The sequence below is a fragment of the Cryptosporangium japonicum genome (assembly GCF_039524755.1).
In the GTDB taxonomy this organism is placed as follows: Bacteria; Actinomycetota; Actinomycetes; order Mycobacteriales; family Cryptosporangiaceae; genus Cryptosporangium; species Cryptosporangium japonicum.
Map to the genome: position 1 here is coordinate 350,669 of NZ_BAAAGX010000006.1, position 14,838 is coordinate 365,506.

Genomic DNA, 14,838 nt, shown 5'->3' on the forward strand with positions numbered 1-14,838 from the left:
AGCTCACACCCGACTACGGCGGGTCACACCAGAGCGTTCGCCACCCTCGCGGCGGCGTCGAACACCCACTGCGGCCACGCGCCGAGCACCACGCCCGCCGTCGCCGTCACCACCGCCGTGGCCCCGACGACCACCGGTACCGACGCCGTGCGCGCGCCGTCGGACGGCGCGAAGCAGGCGGCGGCGACCCGGGCGTAGTACGCGAGACCGATCACCGCGTTGAGCGCGATGACCACGGCGAGCCACCCCGCCGAGCCGTCGAGCGTGGCCTTGATCACCACGACCTTCGCGAACAGCCCGGCCAGCCCCGGCGGCAGCCCGGCGAGCCCGGCCAGGCCCAGCACGAGCGCGGCCGTGGCCAGGGGCGCCCGGCGCGCCGACCCGGCCAGGTCGTCGACCGTGCCGCCCTCCCCGGCGCCGCGCAGCGCCACCACCGCGGCGAACACCCCGGCGCTGGCCACCAGGTACAGGGCGGTGAAGCCGGCCACCCCCGCGACGGCGTCACCCAGGCCGTCTCCGCGCGCCACCGCCAGCGGCGCCAGCAGGTAGCCGGTCTGGGCCACCGACGACCAGGCCAGCAGCCGCAGCAACCGGCGCTGCCGCAGCGCGACCAGGTTGCCGACCGTCATCGTGCCGACCGCGACGACCGCGAGCACCGGCCCGACGACGTCGAGCAGCGGGCGCAGCGCGACACCGGTGGTGACCACGACCGCGACGGCTCCGCCGAGCTTGGAGGCGGTGCCCAGCCACGCCGCGACCGGCAGCGGTGCCCCGTCGTACGTGGCCGGCGCCCAGGCGTGGAACGGGGCGGCCGCCAGCTTGAACAGCAGGCCGGCGAGCACGAGCAGCGCCGCCGCGCCGACCAGCGGCAGGTCCCGGGCGTCGGGCCGGGCCGACAGCGCCGCCGCGACCCGGTCCAGGTGCACGGCCCCGACGACGCCGTAGAGCAGCCCGATGCCGAGCAGCGTGAACGTCGTCGCCACCACCGAGGTGACGAAGAACGTCACCGCGGCCTCGGCCGACGCCGGGCGACGCACCAGCCCGACCAGGACGTACACCGGCAGGGTCAACGTCTCCACCGCGACGAGCAGGGTCAGCAGATCGCGGGCCGAGGCGAGCACGACGAGCCCGGTCAGCGAACACAGCAGCAGGAACACGTACTCCCCGGGCGGCACGACCGCGTCGCGCACGACCGGCACCGACAGCCCGAGCACCACGAGCGCGAGTGCGGACCCGAGAACGGTGACGCCGACCGAAGCGCCGTCCACCACGAACGAGCACGACGGCCCGACCGTCACCCCGCCGGGCAACTCGCCACCGGGCGTACAGAACGTGCCCCGGTGGCCGGTGCCCACCACCACCGCGGCGACGATCGCGGCCACCGGACCCAGCGCGCCGACCACGAGCAGCACCGACCGCGGCCGGCCCGGCGCCAGCACCAGATCGACCAGCAACGCCAGCACGGCCGCCGCCACCACCGCGTAGACCGGGGCGAGCGCGGCGTGGTCGACACTTTGGACACTCACGGGTTCACCACCGCCACGAGCGCTTCGACCGGCGCCACCGTCAGCGAGAGCAACAGATCAGGCGCCAGCCCGAACACCAGGGCCAGCAGAACCAGCGGCGCCCACGCGGCCGCCTCGAACGCGTCGACACCCCGGGCGTCAGCGACCACGGCCGACCCCGGCGGCCCCACCGTCGTCCGGCGCAGCAGCCGGAGGAAGTACGCGGCGGCCAGCGCGGCACCCAGCGCGGCCACGACGCCGAGCCCGGTGAAGAAGCCACCCCGGTCGACGGCGGCGACCACCGCGAACGCCTCACCCCAGAACCCGGCGAGCCCCGGCAGGCCGAGGCTGCCGACGGCCGCGAACCCGAGCACCCCGGCGAGCAGCGGTGAGACGGTCGCGATGCCGCCCAGCCGGTCCAGCTCACCGGTGCCGTACCGGTCCTTGACCGCCCCGACGAGGAAGAACAACAAGCCGGTGAGGACGCCGTGCGCGATGTTGCCGAACAGCGCGGCCTGGATCCCGGGGACGCTGAGCGTGGCGATCCCGAGCAGCACGAAACCCATGTGCCCCACCGACGAGTACGCGATCAGGCGCTTGAGCTCGGTGGACGCGAGGCAGACGAGCCCGGCGACGACGATCGCGGCCACCGCGAGCGCACCCAGCACCGGCGCGAGCGCACGCGCACCCTCCGGAGCGGCCGGCAACGCGACCCGGACCAGGCCGTACGTGCCCATCTTCAGCAGGACGGCGGCCAGCACCACCGAACCGACCGTCGGCGCCTCGGTGTGGGCGTCGGGCAGCCAGCTGTGCAGCGGCCAGAGCGGGCTCTTCACCGCGAACGCGATCAGCAGGACGACAAACACCGCGATCTGACCGCGCCCGGACCACTCGGCCGGAGCCGCGGCCCACTCGAGCAGGTCGGCCGAGCCGCGGCTGATCATCGCCGCGACGACACCGACCAGCAGCAGCACCGAGCCGAACAGTGTGTACAGCAGGAATTGACGCGCGGCGGCCCGCCTGCCCGCCCCACCCCAGACCGCGATCACCGCGAACATCGGCAGCAGCGTGACCTCGAAGAATACGAAGAATACGACTGCATCCAACGCCATGAATACGCCGAATACACCGCATTCCAAGATGCTGAGCAGGGCCAGAAGTTTGCGCGGATTTCCCGGCTCCGGGGTGTGCCGGAGTGAATACAACGCGCACAGCAGGAAGGTCAGGCCGGTCAGCGCGACCAGCGGCCAGGAAATCCCGTCCACGCCCAGGTGCAGGCGCACGTCCAGGCTCGGTATCCAGGCGACGTCGACCTCGTGCCACGTCCCGTCGTCGCGTCGGCCGTTCAGCAGCACCAGCGTGAGCGTGAACACCGCCCCGCTGAGCGCCACCGCGAACCAGCCCGCCGCCCGCTCGGCCCGCCCGGGCCACAGCGCCAGCGCCACCGCGCCCAGCGCGGGCAGCACCAGTACCGCTATCAGCACCGCGTTCACCAGCGGCTCCCCAGTACCGCGAGTACCGCCAGCACCACGCCCCCGGCCAGCGCGGTGGTGACGTAACCACCCAGGCCACGCGCGTGCGTGCCGGCCAGCACCCGCCCGAGGAGGAGCGCGCCCCGACCGGTGCCGAGCACCGCCCCGCCGATCGCCCTGGCGTCGAGCGTGCGCACCACACCGGCCAGCGCCGTCACCGGCCGCACCACCAGCACGCGCTGGACGGTGTCCAGGCCGAAGCCGGTCGCGTACAGGTCGGCCCCGGGCAGCGCCGGGTCCTTGCGCCGCCACCGCCACCACGTCACCCCGGCGCCGAGCAGCGTGAGCGTGGTGGCCCCGACCGCCAGCACCGGGTGCAACGTGAACGTGCCCGGCGGCTCGAGCCGGGCCAACTGGCCGCTCCCGACGTAGCCGAACCAGCCTGACTCGTCGGGCACGGTCCAGAGCACCACCGCACCACCCAGCGCCGCGGGCACCGCGAGCAGCACGACCGGCCAGCGCATCAACGCCGGCGGATCGTGCGGCGGTGCGCTCCCCTGGTACAGGCCGAAGAACGTGCGCAGCCACAGGCGCATCGCGTACGCGCCGGTCAGCGCGGTGGTGAGCAGGCCGGCCACGAGTACGACGCCACCCACCCAGGGCTCGACCCCGCCGTGCCCGGCCGCGGCCTCCTCCGCCGCGCCCAGCACGCCCTCTTTCGTCCAGAAGCCGGAGAACGGCGGGAGGCCGGTGAGCGCGGCCAGCCCGATCGTCATCGACCAGAACGTGACCGGCATCGAGCGACGCAGGCCGCCCATCGAGCCCATCGAGTTCGAGACGACCGCGTGGATCACCGCACCGGCCGCGAGGAACAGCAGCGCCTTGAACGCGGCGTGCGTGAGCAGGTGGTGCAGCGCGGCGCCGGAGCGCCCGACGGCCAGCGCGCCGGTCATGTACGCGAGCTGGCTCACCGTCGACCAGGCCAGCACCCGCTTGAGGTCGTCCTGGGCCAGCGCGGCGAACGCGGCGAGCACCATCGTCACCGCCGCGATCACCCCCAGCACCGCGAGCGCGGCCGGCGCCGCCGTATACAGCGGGTACAGCCGGAACACGACGTAGACGCCGGCCGCGACCATCGTCGCCGCGTGGATCAGCGCGCTGATCGGCGTCGGGCCGGCCATCGCGTCGGGCAGCCAGGTGTGCAGCGGGAACTGGGCCGACTTGCCGGCCACCCCCGCGAGCAGCAGCAGGCACGCGGCGAGCAGCGGCCCGCTCCCGATGTCGTCCGCGGCGGCCAACACGTCGGCGATGCGGAACGAGCCCACGTTCACGCCGAGGACGACGATGCCGAGCAGGAAGCCGACGTCACCGACCCGGGTGACCAGGAACGCCTTGACCGCGGCCCCGGGCGCCTCGGGCAGGCTGCGGTCGTGCCCGATCAGCAGGTACGAGCAGAGGCCCATCACCTCCCAGCCGACGAGCAGCAGGAACAGGTCGCCGCTGACCACCACGAGCAGCATCGCGGCGGTGAACAGGGACACCTGGGCGGCGTAGGGCCCGTACCGGTCGTCGTCGCGGAGGTAGGCGACCGAGTACACCTGCACCGCGAGCGCGACCAGGCACACCATCACCGCGACCACCGCGGCCGCGGTGTCGACCCGGAGGGCGAGCTGCACCTGCAGCGGCCCGAAGTCGGCCAGGCGGGCCGCGACGTCGACCGGCTGGGCCTGGTCGGGAAGGTAGTCCGCGTAGCGCCGTGGCATCGAGTTGTCGCTGACCAGGCGCCACCAGAGGGCCAGAGCGGCGAGCACGGCCGCGCCGGCGGCGGTGACCCCCAGCGCGGCGGCCGGGCGCCGACCCGCCGGACGCAGCAGCAGGCCGCCCAGCCCGGCGGCCCCGGTGAGCGCGGGCAGCGCCGCCGCGAGCGCAACGTCGGCGTTCACTCGCCGTCCTCCCCCGGAACGTCGACCCGGTCGACCGCGACCGTCTGGCGCAGCCGGTAGAGCTGCAGGATCAACGCGAGGCCGACGCCGACCTCGGCCGCCGCGAGCACGATGACGAACAGCGCGAACACGGCTCCGGAGCGCGGCACGCCGACGGTGGAGACGTCGGCCGTGACCAGCACCAGGTTCACGGCGTTGAGCAGCAGCTCGACCGCCATCAGCAGCAGGATCAGGTTGCGCCGGACCAGCACGCCGTAGAGCCCGATGCCGAACAGGAGCGCCGCCAGCACGTACGGAACGACCGGATGCATCAGACTCGATCCCTCCGCGCCGACACCACGATCGCGCCGACGAGCGCGGCCAGCAGCAACACCGAGAGCACCTCGAACGGCAGCACCCACTGCCGGAAGATCTCCGTGCCCACCTGCTCGGCGGTGCCGGCCGGCGCGTCGTCCAACTCGACTGTGGACCAGCGGTAGGCGTGGACCAGCAGGATGATCAACGCGGCGGCGGAGCCGCCACCGACCAGCAGCGCGGGCCAGCGGGCCCGGTCCAGGTCGGGGCTCGCCCCGATCGGCGCGCGGGTGAGCATCACCGCGAACAGCAGCAGCACGACGACCGCGCCCACGTAGACGAGCATCTGCACCCACGCGACGAGTTCCGCGGTGAGCACCAGGTAGACGCCGGCCAGCCCACCGAGCGCGACCACCAGCCACAGCCCGGCGCGAACCACGTGCGCGGTGGTGACGACCGCCAACGCGGCGCCCACCACGACGACGCCGAGCGCGGCGACGAGCCAGTCGGTGAGGGTCACCGGGGCATCCTGTCAGGCCCCACCGACAGGCGGGTGGTTAAAACTCCGGTCACTGCTCTTCGCGGACTGCCGCGGCTTCGTCGCGGGCGGCGTCGGCGGCGCGCTGGGCGGCCAGCGCGCGGTCGGCCGCGACGACCTCCTTGGCCGGTTCGCCGAGCGGGTCGTGCGCGGGCGGCGGCGGCACCGTCCACATCCACTCGCGGAGGCGGTCGGACTCGTGCAGCAGGTCCTTGATGTCGTACTCGGAGAACTCGAACTCCGGCGACCAGTAGAGCGCGTCGAACGGGCAGACCTCGATGCAGATGCCGCACCACATGCAGAGCGAGAAGTCGATCGCGAACCGGTCGAGCATGTTGCGCTGCCGGGCCCGCGCCGCGCCGGGCGTCTCGACGGTCTCCTTGTGGCTGTCGATGTAGATGCACCAGTCCGGGCACTCCCGGGCACAGAGCATGCACACCGTGCAGTTCTCCTCCAGCAGCGCGATCACGCCGCGGCTGCGCGGAGGCAGGTCCGGTTTGACGTCCGGGTACTGATGGGTGTGCGCGCGCCGGGACAGCGTCCGCAACGTCACCGCGAGACCTTTCACCAACCCCGAACCCGGAACACCCATCAGATGGCCACCTTCACTACCGCGGTGAGAACGAGCTGAGCCAACGCCACCGGTACGAGCACGAGCCAGCAGAACCGTTGCAGTTGATCCTCGCGCAGGCGTGGGAACGACACCCGCACCCAGATGACGACGAACGCGACCGCGAACACCTTGAGCAGCGTCCAGAGCCAACCGAAGTGCGCGTCGTCGAACGGGCCGCGCCAACCGCCCAGGAACAGCACGGTCGTCAGCCCGGAGATCACCACGATGCCCGCGTACTCGGCGAGCAGGAAGAACGCGAACCGCAGCCCGGTGTACTCGGTGAAGTAGCCGGCGACGAGCTCGGACTCGGCGATCGGCATGTCGAACGGCGGGCGGCGGATCTCGGCCAGCCCGGCCACGAAGAACACGAACGCCGCCGGAGCCTGCCAGAGCAGCCACCACGGGCTCCACGCGTCGACGATGCCCGGCAGGCTCAGCGTGCCCGCGGCCATCGCGACGCTCGCGGCCGACAGCACGAACGGCAACTCGTAGCCGAGCAGCTGCGCCGCGCCGCGCACGCCGCCGAGCAGCGCGTACTTGTTCGCCGACGCCCAGGCCGCCATCAGCACCCCGACCACGCCGACGCCCACGATCGCGAGCACCAGGAACAGCCCGATCTCCAGCGGCTGGGCGACCAGGCCGTTCGGGCCGAGCGGCAGCACGAGGAAGACGAACAGGTACGGGAGCAGGCTCACGGCCGGCGCGAGCCGGAAGACCGGGCGATCGGCGTTCGCCGGCACGATCTCTTCTTTCTGGACGAACTTCACGCCGTCGGCGACGAGCTGCGCCCACCCGTGGAACGCGCCGGCGTACATCGGGCCGAGCCGACCCTGCATGTGGGCCATCGCCTTGTGCTCGAGCTGCCCGACGAGCAGCGGCAACGTCAGGAACGCGGCGAGCGCGGCGACGACACGCAGCAGCACTTCGAGCCAGGCCGGCATCACTCGCCCCCGCTCTCGGGCGTCGCGCCCGGCCGCGGGCGGGCCGCCCGAGCGGGACGTTCGCGGCGGGCCGGTTCGGGTGGCAGCTGGCCTTTCTCGGGGCCCCACTCGTTCGGGTCGGGCACACCGGGCGGCCGGGCCCGGCGGCGGCTGGGCGCGCCGGTGTCGCTCTCCCCCGGTTCCTTCGCGCCGGGCCACGCCTTCGCCACCCGCGCCGCGAGCACGAAGTCCTTACGCAGCGGATGCCCCTCGAACTCGTCCGGCAGCAGCAGCTTCCCCGGGTTCGGGTGCCCGGCGAACGTGATGCCGAACATCTCCGTGGTCTCCCGCTCCGGCCACGAGGCCCCGGGGAACACGCCGGTCAGCGTGTCCAGCGTCGGAGCGTCCCGGGGCACGACCGTGCGCAGCAACACGCCGTACCGCCCGGGCAGCGACCACAGGTGCACGACGACCGCGAACCCCGCCTCACCCTCGTCGACGCCGGCGAGCCAGTCGAAGAACCGCAGGTCCAGCGAGTCGCGGGCGGTGCGGACCGCCTCCACCCAGGACCCCACCGGCACGGTGGCGCACGCGCGCGAGAACGCTCCGCCCGCCGACGGCGACACGTCAGCGGCCTCGCCGAGCACCTCGGCGAGCCGCGCCCCGATCTCCTCCGGCGTCACGTCGGCAGATCTTACGGTGAACAAAGTTTTGGACCGAACGTTCCAGTTCAGGTTACGGTGGGTCCATGCCACGTCCGAAGGGGTTCGACCCCGCGGCGGCGCTCGACGCCGCGATGCACGCGTTCTGCGCCCGCGGCTTCGAGGCGACCTCGGCCCAGGACCTCTGCGAATCCACCGGCCTGGGCCGTTCCAGCCTCTACAACACGTTCGACAGCAAAGAGGCGCTCTACTCGCAGTGCCTCGACCGCTTCGCCGAGCTCCAGACGCTCGGCCAGACCGAGATCCTCGACGGTCCGGGCACCGGGTACGAGCGCGTCCGCGCCCTCCTGCTGGCCACCGTCGACGACGAGGACCGCCCCGACGCCACCGGATGCCTGATCACCCGCACCGCGGTGGAGCGCGACGACGCGGCCACCACCGAAACCGTCAGACGCCTGATGGACACTTTCGTGGCCCGGATCACCGGCACGATCGCCGAGGGCCAGGCCGACGGCTCGATCACCACCCGGCAGAGCGCCACCGCGCTGGCCCGGTTCGTGCACGGCGCGATCAGCGGTCTGCGCGTCCAGGGCCGGGCCGCCGCCCCGCGCGACCTGCTCACCGACGTCGTCGAGGTCACCTGCGCCGCGCTGCGCGCCTGAGGAGGAACACCCGGTGCCCGTCGTCGTCTACGTGCTGGGGCTGAGCATCTTCGGTCTCGGCACCACGGAGTTCATGATCGCCGGCCTGTTACCGCTGATCGCCGACGATCTCGGCGTGAGCGTCCCGGCCGTCGGTGGCCTCATCTCCGCGTTCGCGATCGGCATGGTGATCGGGGCGCCCGTGCTCACCGTCGCCAGCCTCCGGCTCCCCCGCAAGACGACGCTCGTCGCCGCGCTCGGCCTCTTCATCGCCGGGCAGGTGCTCGGTGCCCTCGCGCCGTCCTACGCGTTGCTGCTGGTCGCGCGAGTCGTCACCGCGGTCGCGACCGGCGCGTTCTGGGGGGTGGCCGCGGTGACGGCCGTGCGTGCGGTGAGCCCCGACCGCACCGCCCGTGCCCTGTCGGTCCTACTCGGAGGGTTGACGGTCGCCAACGTGGTCGGCGTGCCGGCCGGCACCTGGATCGGCCAGTGGCTGGGCTGGCGGGCCACGTTCTGGGCGGTGGCCGTGGTCGCGCTGGTGTCGCTCGTCGGTGTGCTCGCCGCCGTGCCGCGGGAGGCCCGGGAGACCACCGTGCCGCGTCTGCGCGACGAACTCCGGTCGTTCCGCAGCGGCCGGCTCTGGGTGGCGCTGAGCACGATCGTGCTCTACGGCGGCGCGATCTTCGGCATCTTCAGCTACGCGGCGCCGCTGATCACCGACGTCGCGGGGGCGCCGGCGTCGGCGGTACCGGCGATCCTGTTCCTGTTCGGGCTGGGCGCGTTCGTCGGCAACGTCGCCGGGGGCCGGGTCGCCGATCGCGGCATCCTGCTCAACCTGCACGTCTCGTTCACCGCGCTGCTGGCCACGATGGTCGCGCTGGGCCTCGCCGCCGGGTCGGCGATCGCCGTCGTCGCGCTGCTGTTCACGATGGGCGTCACCGGCTACTCGGCGGCGGCCGCGCTCAACGGCCGGGTGTTCCTGCTGGCGGCCGCCGCCCCCACCCTGGCCAGCGCGGTCACCACGTCGGCGTTCAACGTGGGCAACACGATCGGCCCCTGGCTCGGCGGCGCCGCGATCAGCGCCGGCCTGGGCTTCCGCGCCCCGATCTGGGTCGGCGTGGCCCTGCTGCTCGGCGCGCTCGCCCTGACGTTCGTCTCCCGCGCCATGGACGCGTCCCTGCGGCCGGAGCAGCAGCTCAGGGGCGCACCAGTGGGGCGGTGAACTCACCCGCGCCGGGGCGGGCGCCGCCGCGGAGGGAGACGGTCTCGTCGGCGATCTTCTGCTGGAGCCGCAGGATCCCCTGCAGCAGCGCCTCCGGCCGGGGCGGGCATCCGGGCACGTAGACGTCCACCGGGATGATCTGGTCGACACCCTTGGTGACGCTGTACGAGTCCCAGTACGGCCCGCCGCAGTTCGCGCACGAGCCGAACGAGATCACGTACTTCGGTTCGGGCATCTGGTCGTAGAGCCGGCGCACGGCCGGCGCCATCTTGTCGGTGACCGTGCCCGACACCACCATCAGATCGGCCTGGCGCGGCCCGTTCGCGAACGGGATCACGCCGAAGCGGATGAAGTCGTGGCGCGCCATCGACGTCGCGATGAACTCGATCGCGCAACACGCGAGCCCGAAGTTGAACACCCAGAGCGAGTACTTCCGCCCCCAGTTCAGGACGAACTTGATCGGATCGGGGAGCGTCGGCCCCGCGCTCCGGTCCCGGTGGGCAGGCGTCGGCAGGTCGATGGCCACCTGCCGAGCCTACGACACCATTCCCCGGTCGCTCAGCGCGCCGAGATCACCAGCGGTCGTGCACGTGCGGTCGGACGAGCCGGTCGTAGACCTCGGCCACGGCCTCGTGCGCCTCGGCCGGCAGCGCAGGCAGATCACCCACGGCGGCGTTGCCGCGCGCCTGCTCCGGGTTGCGCGCACCCGGGATCACGGAGCTGACCTGCGGCTGGTCGATGATCCACCGCAGCGCCAGCTGGGCGGTGGTCCACCCCTCCGGCGCGACACCGCGCAGCTCGCGCACCGCGTCCAGCCCCACCTCGTAGGGGACGCCGGAGAACGTCTCGCCGACGTCGAACGCGGCGCCGTCGCGGTTGTAGTTGCGGTGGTCGTCGGCGCCGAACGTGGTGTGCTCGTCGTACTTGCCCGACAGCAGCCCGCTGGCCAGCGGAACCCGCGCGATGATGCCCACGCCCGCTTCGGCCGCGGCCGGCAGCACCCGCTCCAGCGGCTTGAGCCGGAACGCGTTCAGGATGATCTGGACGGTGGCCACGCCCGGCCGCGCGATCGAGGTGAGGGCCTCGTCCACGGTCTCCACGCTGACGCCGTACGCGGCGATCGCCTTCTCCGCGACCAGCGCGTCGAGCACGTCGAACACCCGGTCGTCGGAGTAGACCGGCGTCGGCGGGCAGTGCAGCTGCACCAGGTCGAGCGTGTCGACGCCCAGGTTCTGACGCGACCGGTCGATCCACGCACGCAGGTTCGCCTCGGTGTACTGCTCGGGCACGAACGGGTCGGCCCGGCGGCCGGCCTTCGTCGCCACCGTGATGCCCGGCACCGCCGCACCGCTCTCGAGGTACGAGCGGATCAGACGCTCGCTGCGCCCGTCGCCGTAGACGTCGGCGGTGTCGAAGAACGTGACCCCCGCGTCGGCCGCGGCGGCGAGGACACCGATCGCGTCCTGCTCGTCGACCTCACCCCAGTCGGCGCCCAGCTGCCAGCAGCCCAACCCGATCACGCTGACGTTGCGTCCGGTACGCCCCAGCTTTCGACTCTCCATGCCAATGAGCCTAGTCACTCCTCTAGCGCACAACCGCCCAGGTAATGCACCATGCCTATCGATCAGCTAGGCGAGGGGGAACCGATGGCTATCATGGAGAAGGCGGCCCCGGCCACCCGATGGCGTCGGCCGACCTCGGTTCTGCTGTCGATCGTCGTCCTGCTCGCCGTCTGGTGGGCGCTGGCCGCCGCCGAGATCTGGGACCCGATCTTCCTGCCGTCACCCGGCCGGGTGTGGGACGCGTTCGTCTACTCGGTGAGCGAGCACAACGGAACACCCGGCTACCAGGGCTACTACCTGTGGGAACACCTCTGGGCCAGCCTCTGGCGCATCCTGCGCGGGCTGTTCTGGGCGATCGTGTTCGGCGTTCCGCTCGGCGTGGTGCTGGCGACCGTCGCGCCGATCCGCGCCGTGATCGAGCCGTACGTCGACTTCCTGCGGGCACTGCCGCCGCTGGCGTACTTCAGCCTGCTGATCATCTGGTTCGGCATCGAGGACAGCTCGAAGATCTGGCTGCTGTTCATCGCGTCGTTCCCGCCGATCACGCTCGCGACGCTGGCCGGGGTGCGCCGCATCCCCGGTGAGTACCTGGAGTCGGCGCGCTCGCTCGGCGCGGGCCGCCTGCAGCTGGTGCTGCACACCGTGTTGCCCTCCGCGGTTCCCGACGTGCTGACCGGCATCCGGATCGCGATGGGCTTCGCCTGGACGACGATCGTCGCCGCCGAGACGTCGAACGGCATCCCCGGTATCGGTGGCCTGGCCTGGGCCACGAAGAAGGAACTGCTGACCGACGTCGCGATCGTGTGCGTCATCACGATCGGCCTCACCGCCCTCGCCCTCGACGCGGTCCTCCGCCTCGTCGAACGCGTTCTCGTGCCGTGGTCCGGCCGTCAGCCCTGAGAGGACACCCGATGTTCAGACGCGTACTCGCCGCCGCGGCGGCCGCCGCCCTGGTGCTCACCGCCGCCGCGTGCGGTGGGGACGACGACACCGCCGCCAGCGGGGGGAAGCCGAGCAAGATCGTCATCGGCTACCAGCAGATCCCGAACGGCGACCTGATCGTCAAGCACAACAAGTGGCTCGAGCAGGCCTTCGGTGACGGCACCACGATCGAGTGGAAGCTCTTCGACTCCGGCGGCTCGGTCAACGAGGCCATCCAGGCCGGCTCGGTCGACCTCGGGCTCGTCGGCTCGAGCCCGGCGTCACGCGGGATCTCGTCCGGCATCAAGTACCGGGTGCCGTGGATCTTCGACGTGATCGGCGAGGCCGAGGCCCTCGCGGTCAAGGGCGGCATCAGCGACGTCTCCCAGCTCAAGGGCAAGACGATCGCGACACCGTTCGCGTCGACCGCCCACTACAGCCTGCTCGCCGCCCTGCAGAAGGCCGGCCTCGACGCCAAGTCGGTGAAGGTCATCGACTCCGAGCCGGACGCGATCCTCGCCGCCTGGAAGCGCGGGGACGTCGACGGCGCCTACGTCTGGAACCCGGTGCTCGCCAAGCTGCTCGCCGACGGCGGAAAGACGCTGGTCACCAGCGCGGAGCTGGCCAAGGAGGGGAAGACCACCTACGACCTGGCCGTCGTCACCGACGAGTTCGCCGAGAAGTACCCGGACGCGGTGAAGACCTGGGTCGCGCAGCAGGACAAGGCCGTCAAGCAGATCAAGTCCAGCCCGGACGAGGCCGCCGCGGCCATCGCCGCCGAACTCTCGATCACCCCGGCCGAGGCGAAAGCCCAGATGGACGACCTGATCTTCGTCGACGCCGCCACCCAGGCCGGGGACGAGTACCTGGGCAAGGGCCTGCCGGACAACCTGTTCGCCACCGCGAAGTTCAACCAGGACGTCGGGCAGATCACGACCGTGCGTGACGAGAAGACCTACGCCGACGCCGTGGACAGTTCCTTTGTCAAGTGACCCCCGGATCCGCCTGAGCGGTGTCGAGCACACCTTCGAGGGCCGGAGCGGCCGGGTCCAGGCGCTCGACCGCATCGACCTGACGATCGAGCCCGGTGAGTTCGTGTCGGTGGTCGGCGCGTCCGGGTGCGGCAAGACGACGCTGCTGCGGCTGATCGCCGGGTTCGTGCACGCGTCGACCGGCACCGTCGAGGTCGACGGGGAGTGCGGGGTCGTCTTCCAGCGGCCCAGCCTCTACCCCTGGCTGTCGGTCGCCGGGAACGTCGAGTTCGGGTTGAAGATGCGACGCGTGCCGCGCAAGGAGCGCCGGGAGACCGCCCGGCGCTACCTCGACCTGGTCGGGCTGGGCGAATTCGCCGACGCCGCCCCGTACGAGCTGTCCGGCGGCATGCAGCAGCGCTGCCAGATCGCCCGGGTGCTGGCCACCGAGCCACCGACCGTGCTCATGGACGAGCCGTTCGGTGCGCTCGACGCCCTCACCCGGGAGAACCTCCAAGCCGAGCTGCGCCGGATCGCGAAGGAACGCACGGTGCTGTTCGTGACGCACAGCGTCGAGGAGGCCGTGCTGCTCTCGACGCGCGTGCTGGTGATGAGCCCGCGTCCGGGCAAGATCGTCCTGGACCTGCCGATCGAGACCGACCCGGCCCAGGACCTCGACACGCTACGCACCTCACCGGCGGTGCTGGCCGCGACCGAGAAGGTGCGGGATCACGTCCAGCGCAGGACGCCCTTGCGCCAGGCGTAGAGCAGGCCGAGCGCCAGCAGCCCGACGAAGATGCCCATCTCGACGAGCGTCACGACGCCGAACCCTGGGCGGTCGAACACGACCGCCCAGGGGAAGAGAAACACGCTCTCGACGGCGAACAGTACGTACAGGTACGCGTAGACGTAGTACCGGATCTGGGCCTGGGCCCAGTCGCCGCCCACCGGGTCGACGCCGCACTCGTACGTGCTCAGCTTCGCGGCGCTGGGCCGGTACGGCGCCAGCACCTTGTTCGCGCCGAACGACACCGCGACGAACCCGACGCCGACGATCAGCAGCAGCCCGAGGCTGGCGTACTGACCCAGGTACCCGTCCATGGACTCAGATTACGGCCATCGCGGTGACCAGGCCGATCGCGATGTTCGTGACGCCGAGCAGCACCGCGGCCGGCGAGACCGTCGGCTCGTGCACCAGGCGGCGCACGTCGATGCGCGCCAGGATGTTGAACACGAACGCGGCGACGACCTGCGAGACGATGCCGATCAGACCGAACACGGCCGTGGAGATCAGACCCTCGACCAGCCGGCCGCCCGACGACCAGATCGCCGCGACGATGATCAGCGCGACGCTGAACACGCCGCACGCCGCGAGCACTGTCGCGTTGATGTTCCGCTCGTCCCGGATGATCACCGACAGCCGGCCGGGCGTCGCCAGGTCGATCGCGTAGTAGCCGATGAGCAGCAGCACGAGCCCGAGAGCCGCGTACGCCACGATCGAGCCGGCTCCCCGGCCGACCGCGTTCCAGTACGTGCTGTCGATCGCCATAACTACGTCGGTGGCCATGCTGCCT

At 72.0% G+C, this 14,838-nt stretch carries 17 protein-coding genes; 5 read left to right on the forward strand and 12 right to left on the reverse strand.

The genetic code is table 11. From position 1 onward, the window contains the following. Positions 1-23 precede the first annotated feature (23 nt). From ABD437_RS06575 to ABD437_RS06610, 8 genes are read right to left on the reverse strand one after another with little or no spacing between them, the layout of a single operon-like run. On the reverse strand, positions 24-1,526 hold the full coding sequence (locus tag ABD437_RS06575) for an NADH-quinone oxidoreductase subunit N (protein WP_344647827.1): 1,503 nt from the start codon (positions 1,524-1,526) through the stop codon (positions 24-26). Continuing rightward, positions 1,523-3,001 (reverse strand): complex I subunit 4 family protein, encoded by a 1,479-nt coding sequence (locus ABD437_RS06580; protein WP_344648167.1) that lies wholly within the window; start codon positions 2,999-3,001, stop codon positions 1,523-1,525. The genes ABD437_RS06575 and ABD437_RS06580 overlap by 4 nt, the downstream gene beginning before the upstream one ends. Then, entirely contained in the window at positions 2,995-4,920 is a 1,926-nt protein-coding gene (locus ABD437_RS06585; RefSeq protein ID WP_425558096.1) for an NADH-quinone oxidoreductase subunit 5 family protein, read from the reverse strand. The genes ABD437_RS06580 and ABD437_RS06585 overlap by 7 nt, the downstream gene beginning before the upstream one ends. Beyond that, positions 4,917-5,231, reverse strand: coding sequence for an NADH-quinone oxidoreductase subunit NuoK (gene nuoK / locus ABD437_RS06590; RefSeq protein WP_344647828.1), 315 nt, complete (start codon positions 5,229-5,231; stop codon positions 4,917-4,919). Before nuoK ends, ABD437_RS06585 begins: the two co-directional genes overlap by 4 nt. Then, complete coding sequence (locus ABD437_RS06595) at positions 5,231-5,734, reverse strand: NADH-quinone oxidoreductase subunit J family protein (RefSeq protein WP_344647829.1); 504 nt, start codon at positions 5,732-5,734, stop codon at positions 5,231-5,233. The genes nuoK and ABD437_RS06595 overlap by 1 nt, the downstream gene beginning before the upstream one ends. A 49-nt stretch (positions 5,735-5,783) precedes the next feature. Then, on the reverse strand, positions 5,784-6,344 hold the full coding sequence (locus ABD437_RS06600; protein WP_344647830.1) for a NuoI/complex I 23 kDa subunit family protein: 561 nt from the start codon (positions 6,342-6,344) through the stop codon (positions 5,784-5,786). Then, positions 6,344-7,306, reverse strand: a complete 963-nt coding sequence (locus ABD437_RS06605) for a complex I subunit 1/NuoH family protein (protein ID WP_344647831.1) — start codon at positions 7,304-7,306, stop codon at positions 6,344-6,346. The genes ABD437_RS06600 and ABD437_RS06605 overlap by 1 nt, the downstream gene beginning before the upstream one ends. After that, complete coding sequence (locus ABD437_RS06610) at positions 7,306-7,968, reverse strand: NADH-quinone oxidoreductase subunit C (RefSeq protein ID WP_344647832.1); 663 nt, start codon at positions 7,966-7,968, stop codon at positions 7,306-7,308. Before ABD437_RS06610 ends, ABD437_RS06605 begins: the two co-directional genes overlap by 1 nt. Positions 7,969-8,033: 65 nt before the next feature. On the opposite strand from ABD437_RS06610, the gene ABD437_RS06615 reads away from it, so the two are divergent. Next, complete coding sequence (locus ABD437_RS06615) at positions 8,034-8,609, forward strand: TetR/AcrR family transcriptional regulator (RefSeq protein WP_344647833.1); 576 nt, start codon at positions 8,034-8,036, stop codon at positions 8,607-8,609. 13 nt (positions 8,610-8,622) lie between these two features. Further along, positions 8,623-9,810 (forward strand): Cmx/CmrA family chloramphenicol efflux MFS transporter, encoded by a 1,188-nt coding sequence (locus ABD437_RS06620; RefSeq protein ID WP_344647834.1) that lies wholly within the window; start codon positions 8,623-8,625, stop codon positions 9,808-9,810. Here ABD437_RS06620 and ABD437_RS06625 read toward each other — a convergent pair. Continuing rightward, entirely contained in the window at positions 9,785-10,330 is a 546-nt protein-coding gene (locus tag ABD437_RS06625; RefSeq protein ID WP_425558119.1) for an NADH-quinone oxidoreductase subunit B, read from the reverse strand. The genes ABD437_RS06620 and ABD437_RS06625 overlap by 26 nt on opposite strands. Positions 10,331-10,382: 52 nt before the next feature. Beyond that, entirely contained in the window at positions 10,383-11,372 is a 990-nt protein-coding gene (locus ABD437_RS06630; RefSeq protein WP_344647835.1) for an aldo/keto reductase, read from the reverse strand. 84 nt (positions 11,373-11,456) lie between these two features. Here ABD437_RS06630 and ABD437_RS06635 point away from each other — a divergent pair, with 84 nt between their 5' ends. Genes ABD437_RS06635 through ABD437_RS06645 form a run of 3 tightly spaced genes read left to right on the forward strand, consistent with a single transcriptional unit; the run spans position 11,457 to position 14,030 of the window. Further along, on the forward strand, positions 11,457-12,272 hold the full coding sequence (locus ABD437_RS06635; RefSeq protein ID WP_344647836.1) for an ABC transporter permease: 816 nt from the start codon (positions 11,457-11,459) through the stop codon (positions 12,270-12,272). 11 nt (positions 12,273-12,283) lie between these two features. After that, positions 12,284-13,285 (forward strand): taurine ABC transporter substrate-binding protein, encoded by a 1,002-nt coding sequence (locus tag ABD437_RS06640; protein ID WP_344647837.1) that lies wholly within the window; start codon positions 12,284-12,286, stop codon positions 13,283-13,285. Then, complete coding sequence (locus tag ABD437_RS06645; RefSeq protein ID WP_344647838.1) at positions 13,275-14,030, forward strand: ABC transporter ATP-binding protein; 756 nt, start codon at positions 13,275-13,277, stop codon at positions 14,028-14,030. Before ABD437_RS06640 ends, ABD437_RS06645 begins: the two co-directional genes overlap by 11 nt. Here the strand turns inward: ABD437_RS06645 and ABD437_RS06650 are convergent. Together ABD437_RS06650 and ABD437_RS06655 are read right to left on the reverse strand one after the other, a co-directional pair. After that, positions 13,994-14,365: an NADH-quinone oxidoreductase subunit A gene (locus ABD437_RS06650; RefSeq protein ID WP_344647839.1), complete on the reverse strand. Its 372-nt coding sequence runs from the start codon at positions 14,363-14,365 to the stop codon at positions 13,994-13,996. The genes ABD437_RS06645 and ABD437_RS06650 overlap by 37 nt on opposite strands. Positions 14,366-14,369: 4 nt before the next feature. Next, entirely contained in the window at positions 14,370-14,831 is a 462-nt protein-coding gene (locus ABD437_RS06655) for a DUF350 domain-containing protein (protein ID WP_344647840.1), read from the reverse strand. Between the last annotated feature and the right edge of the window lie 7 nt (positions 14,832-14,838).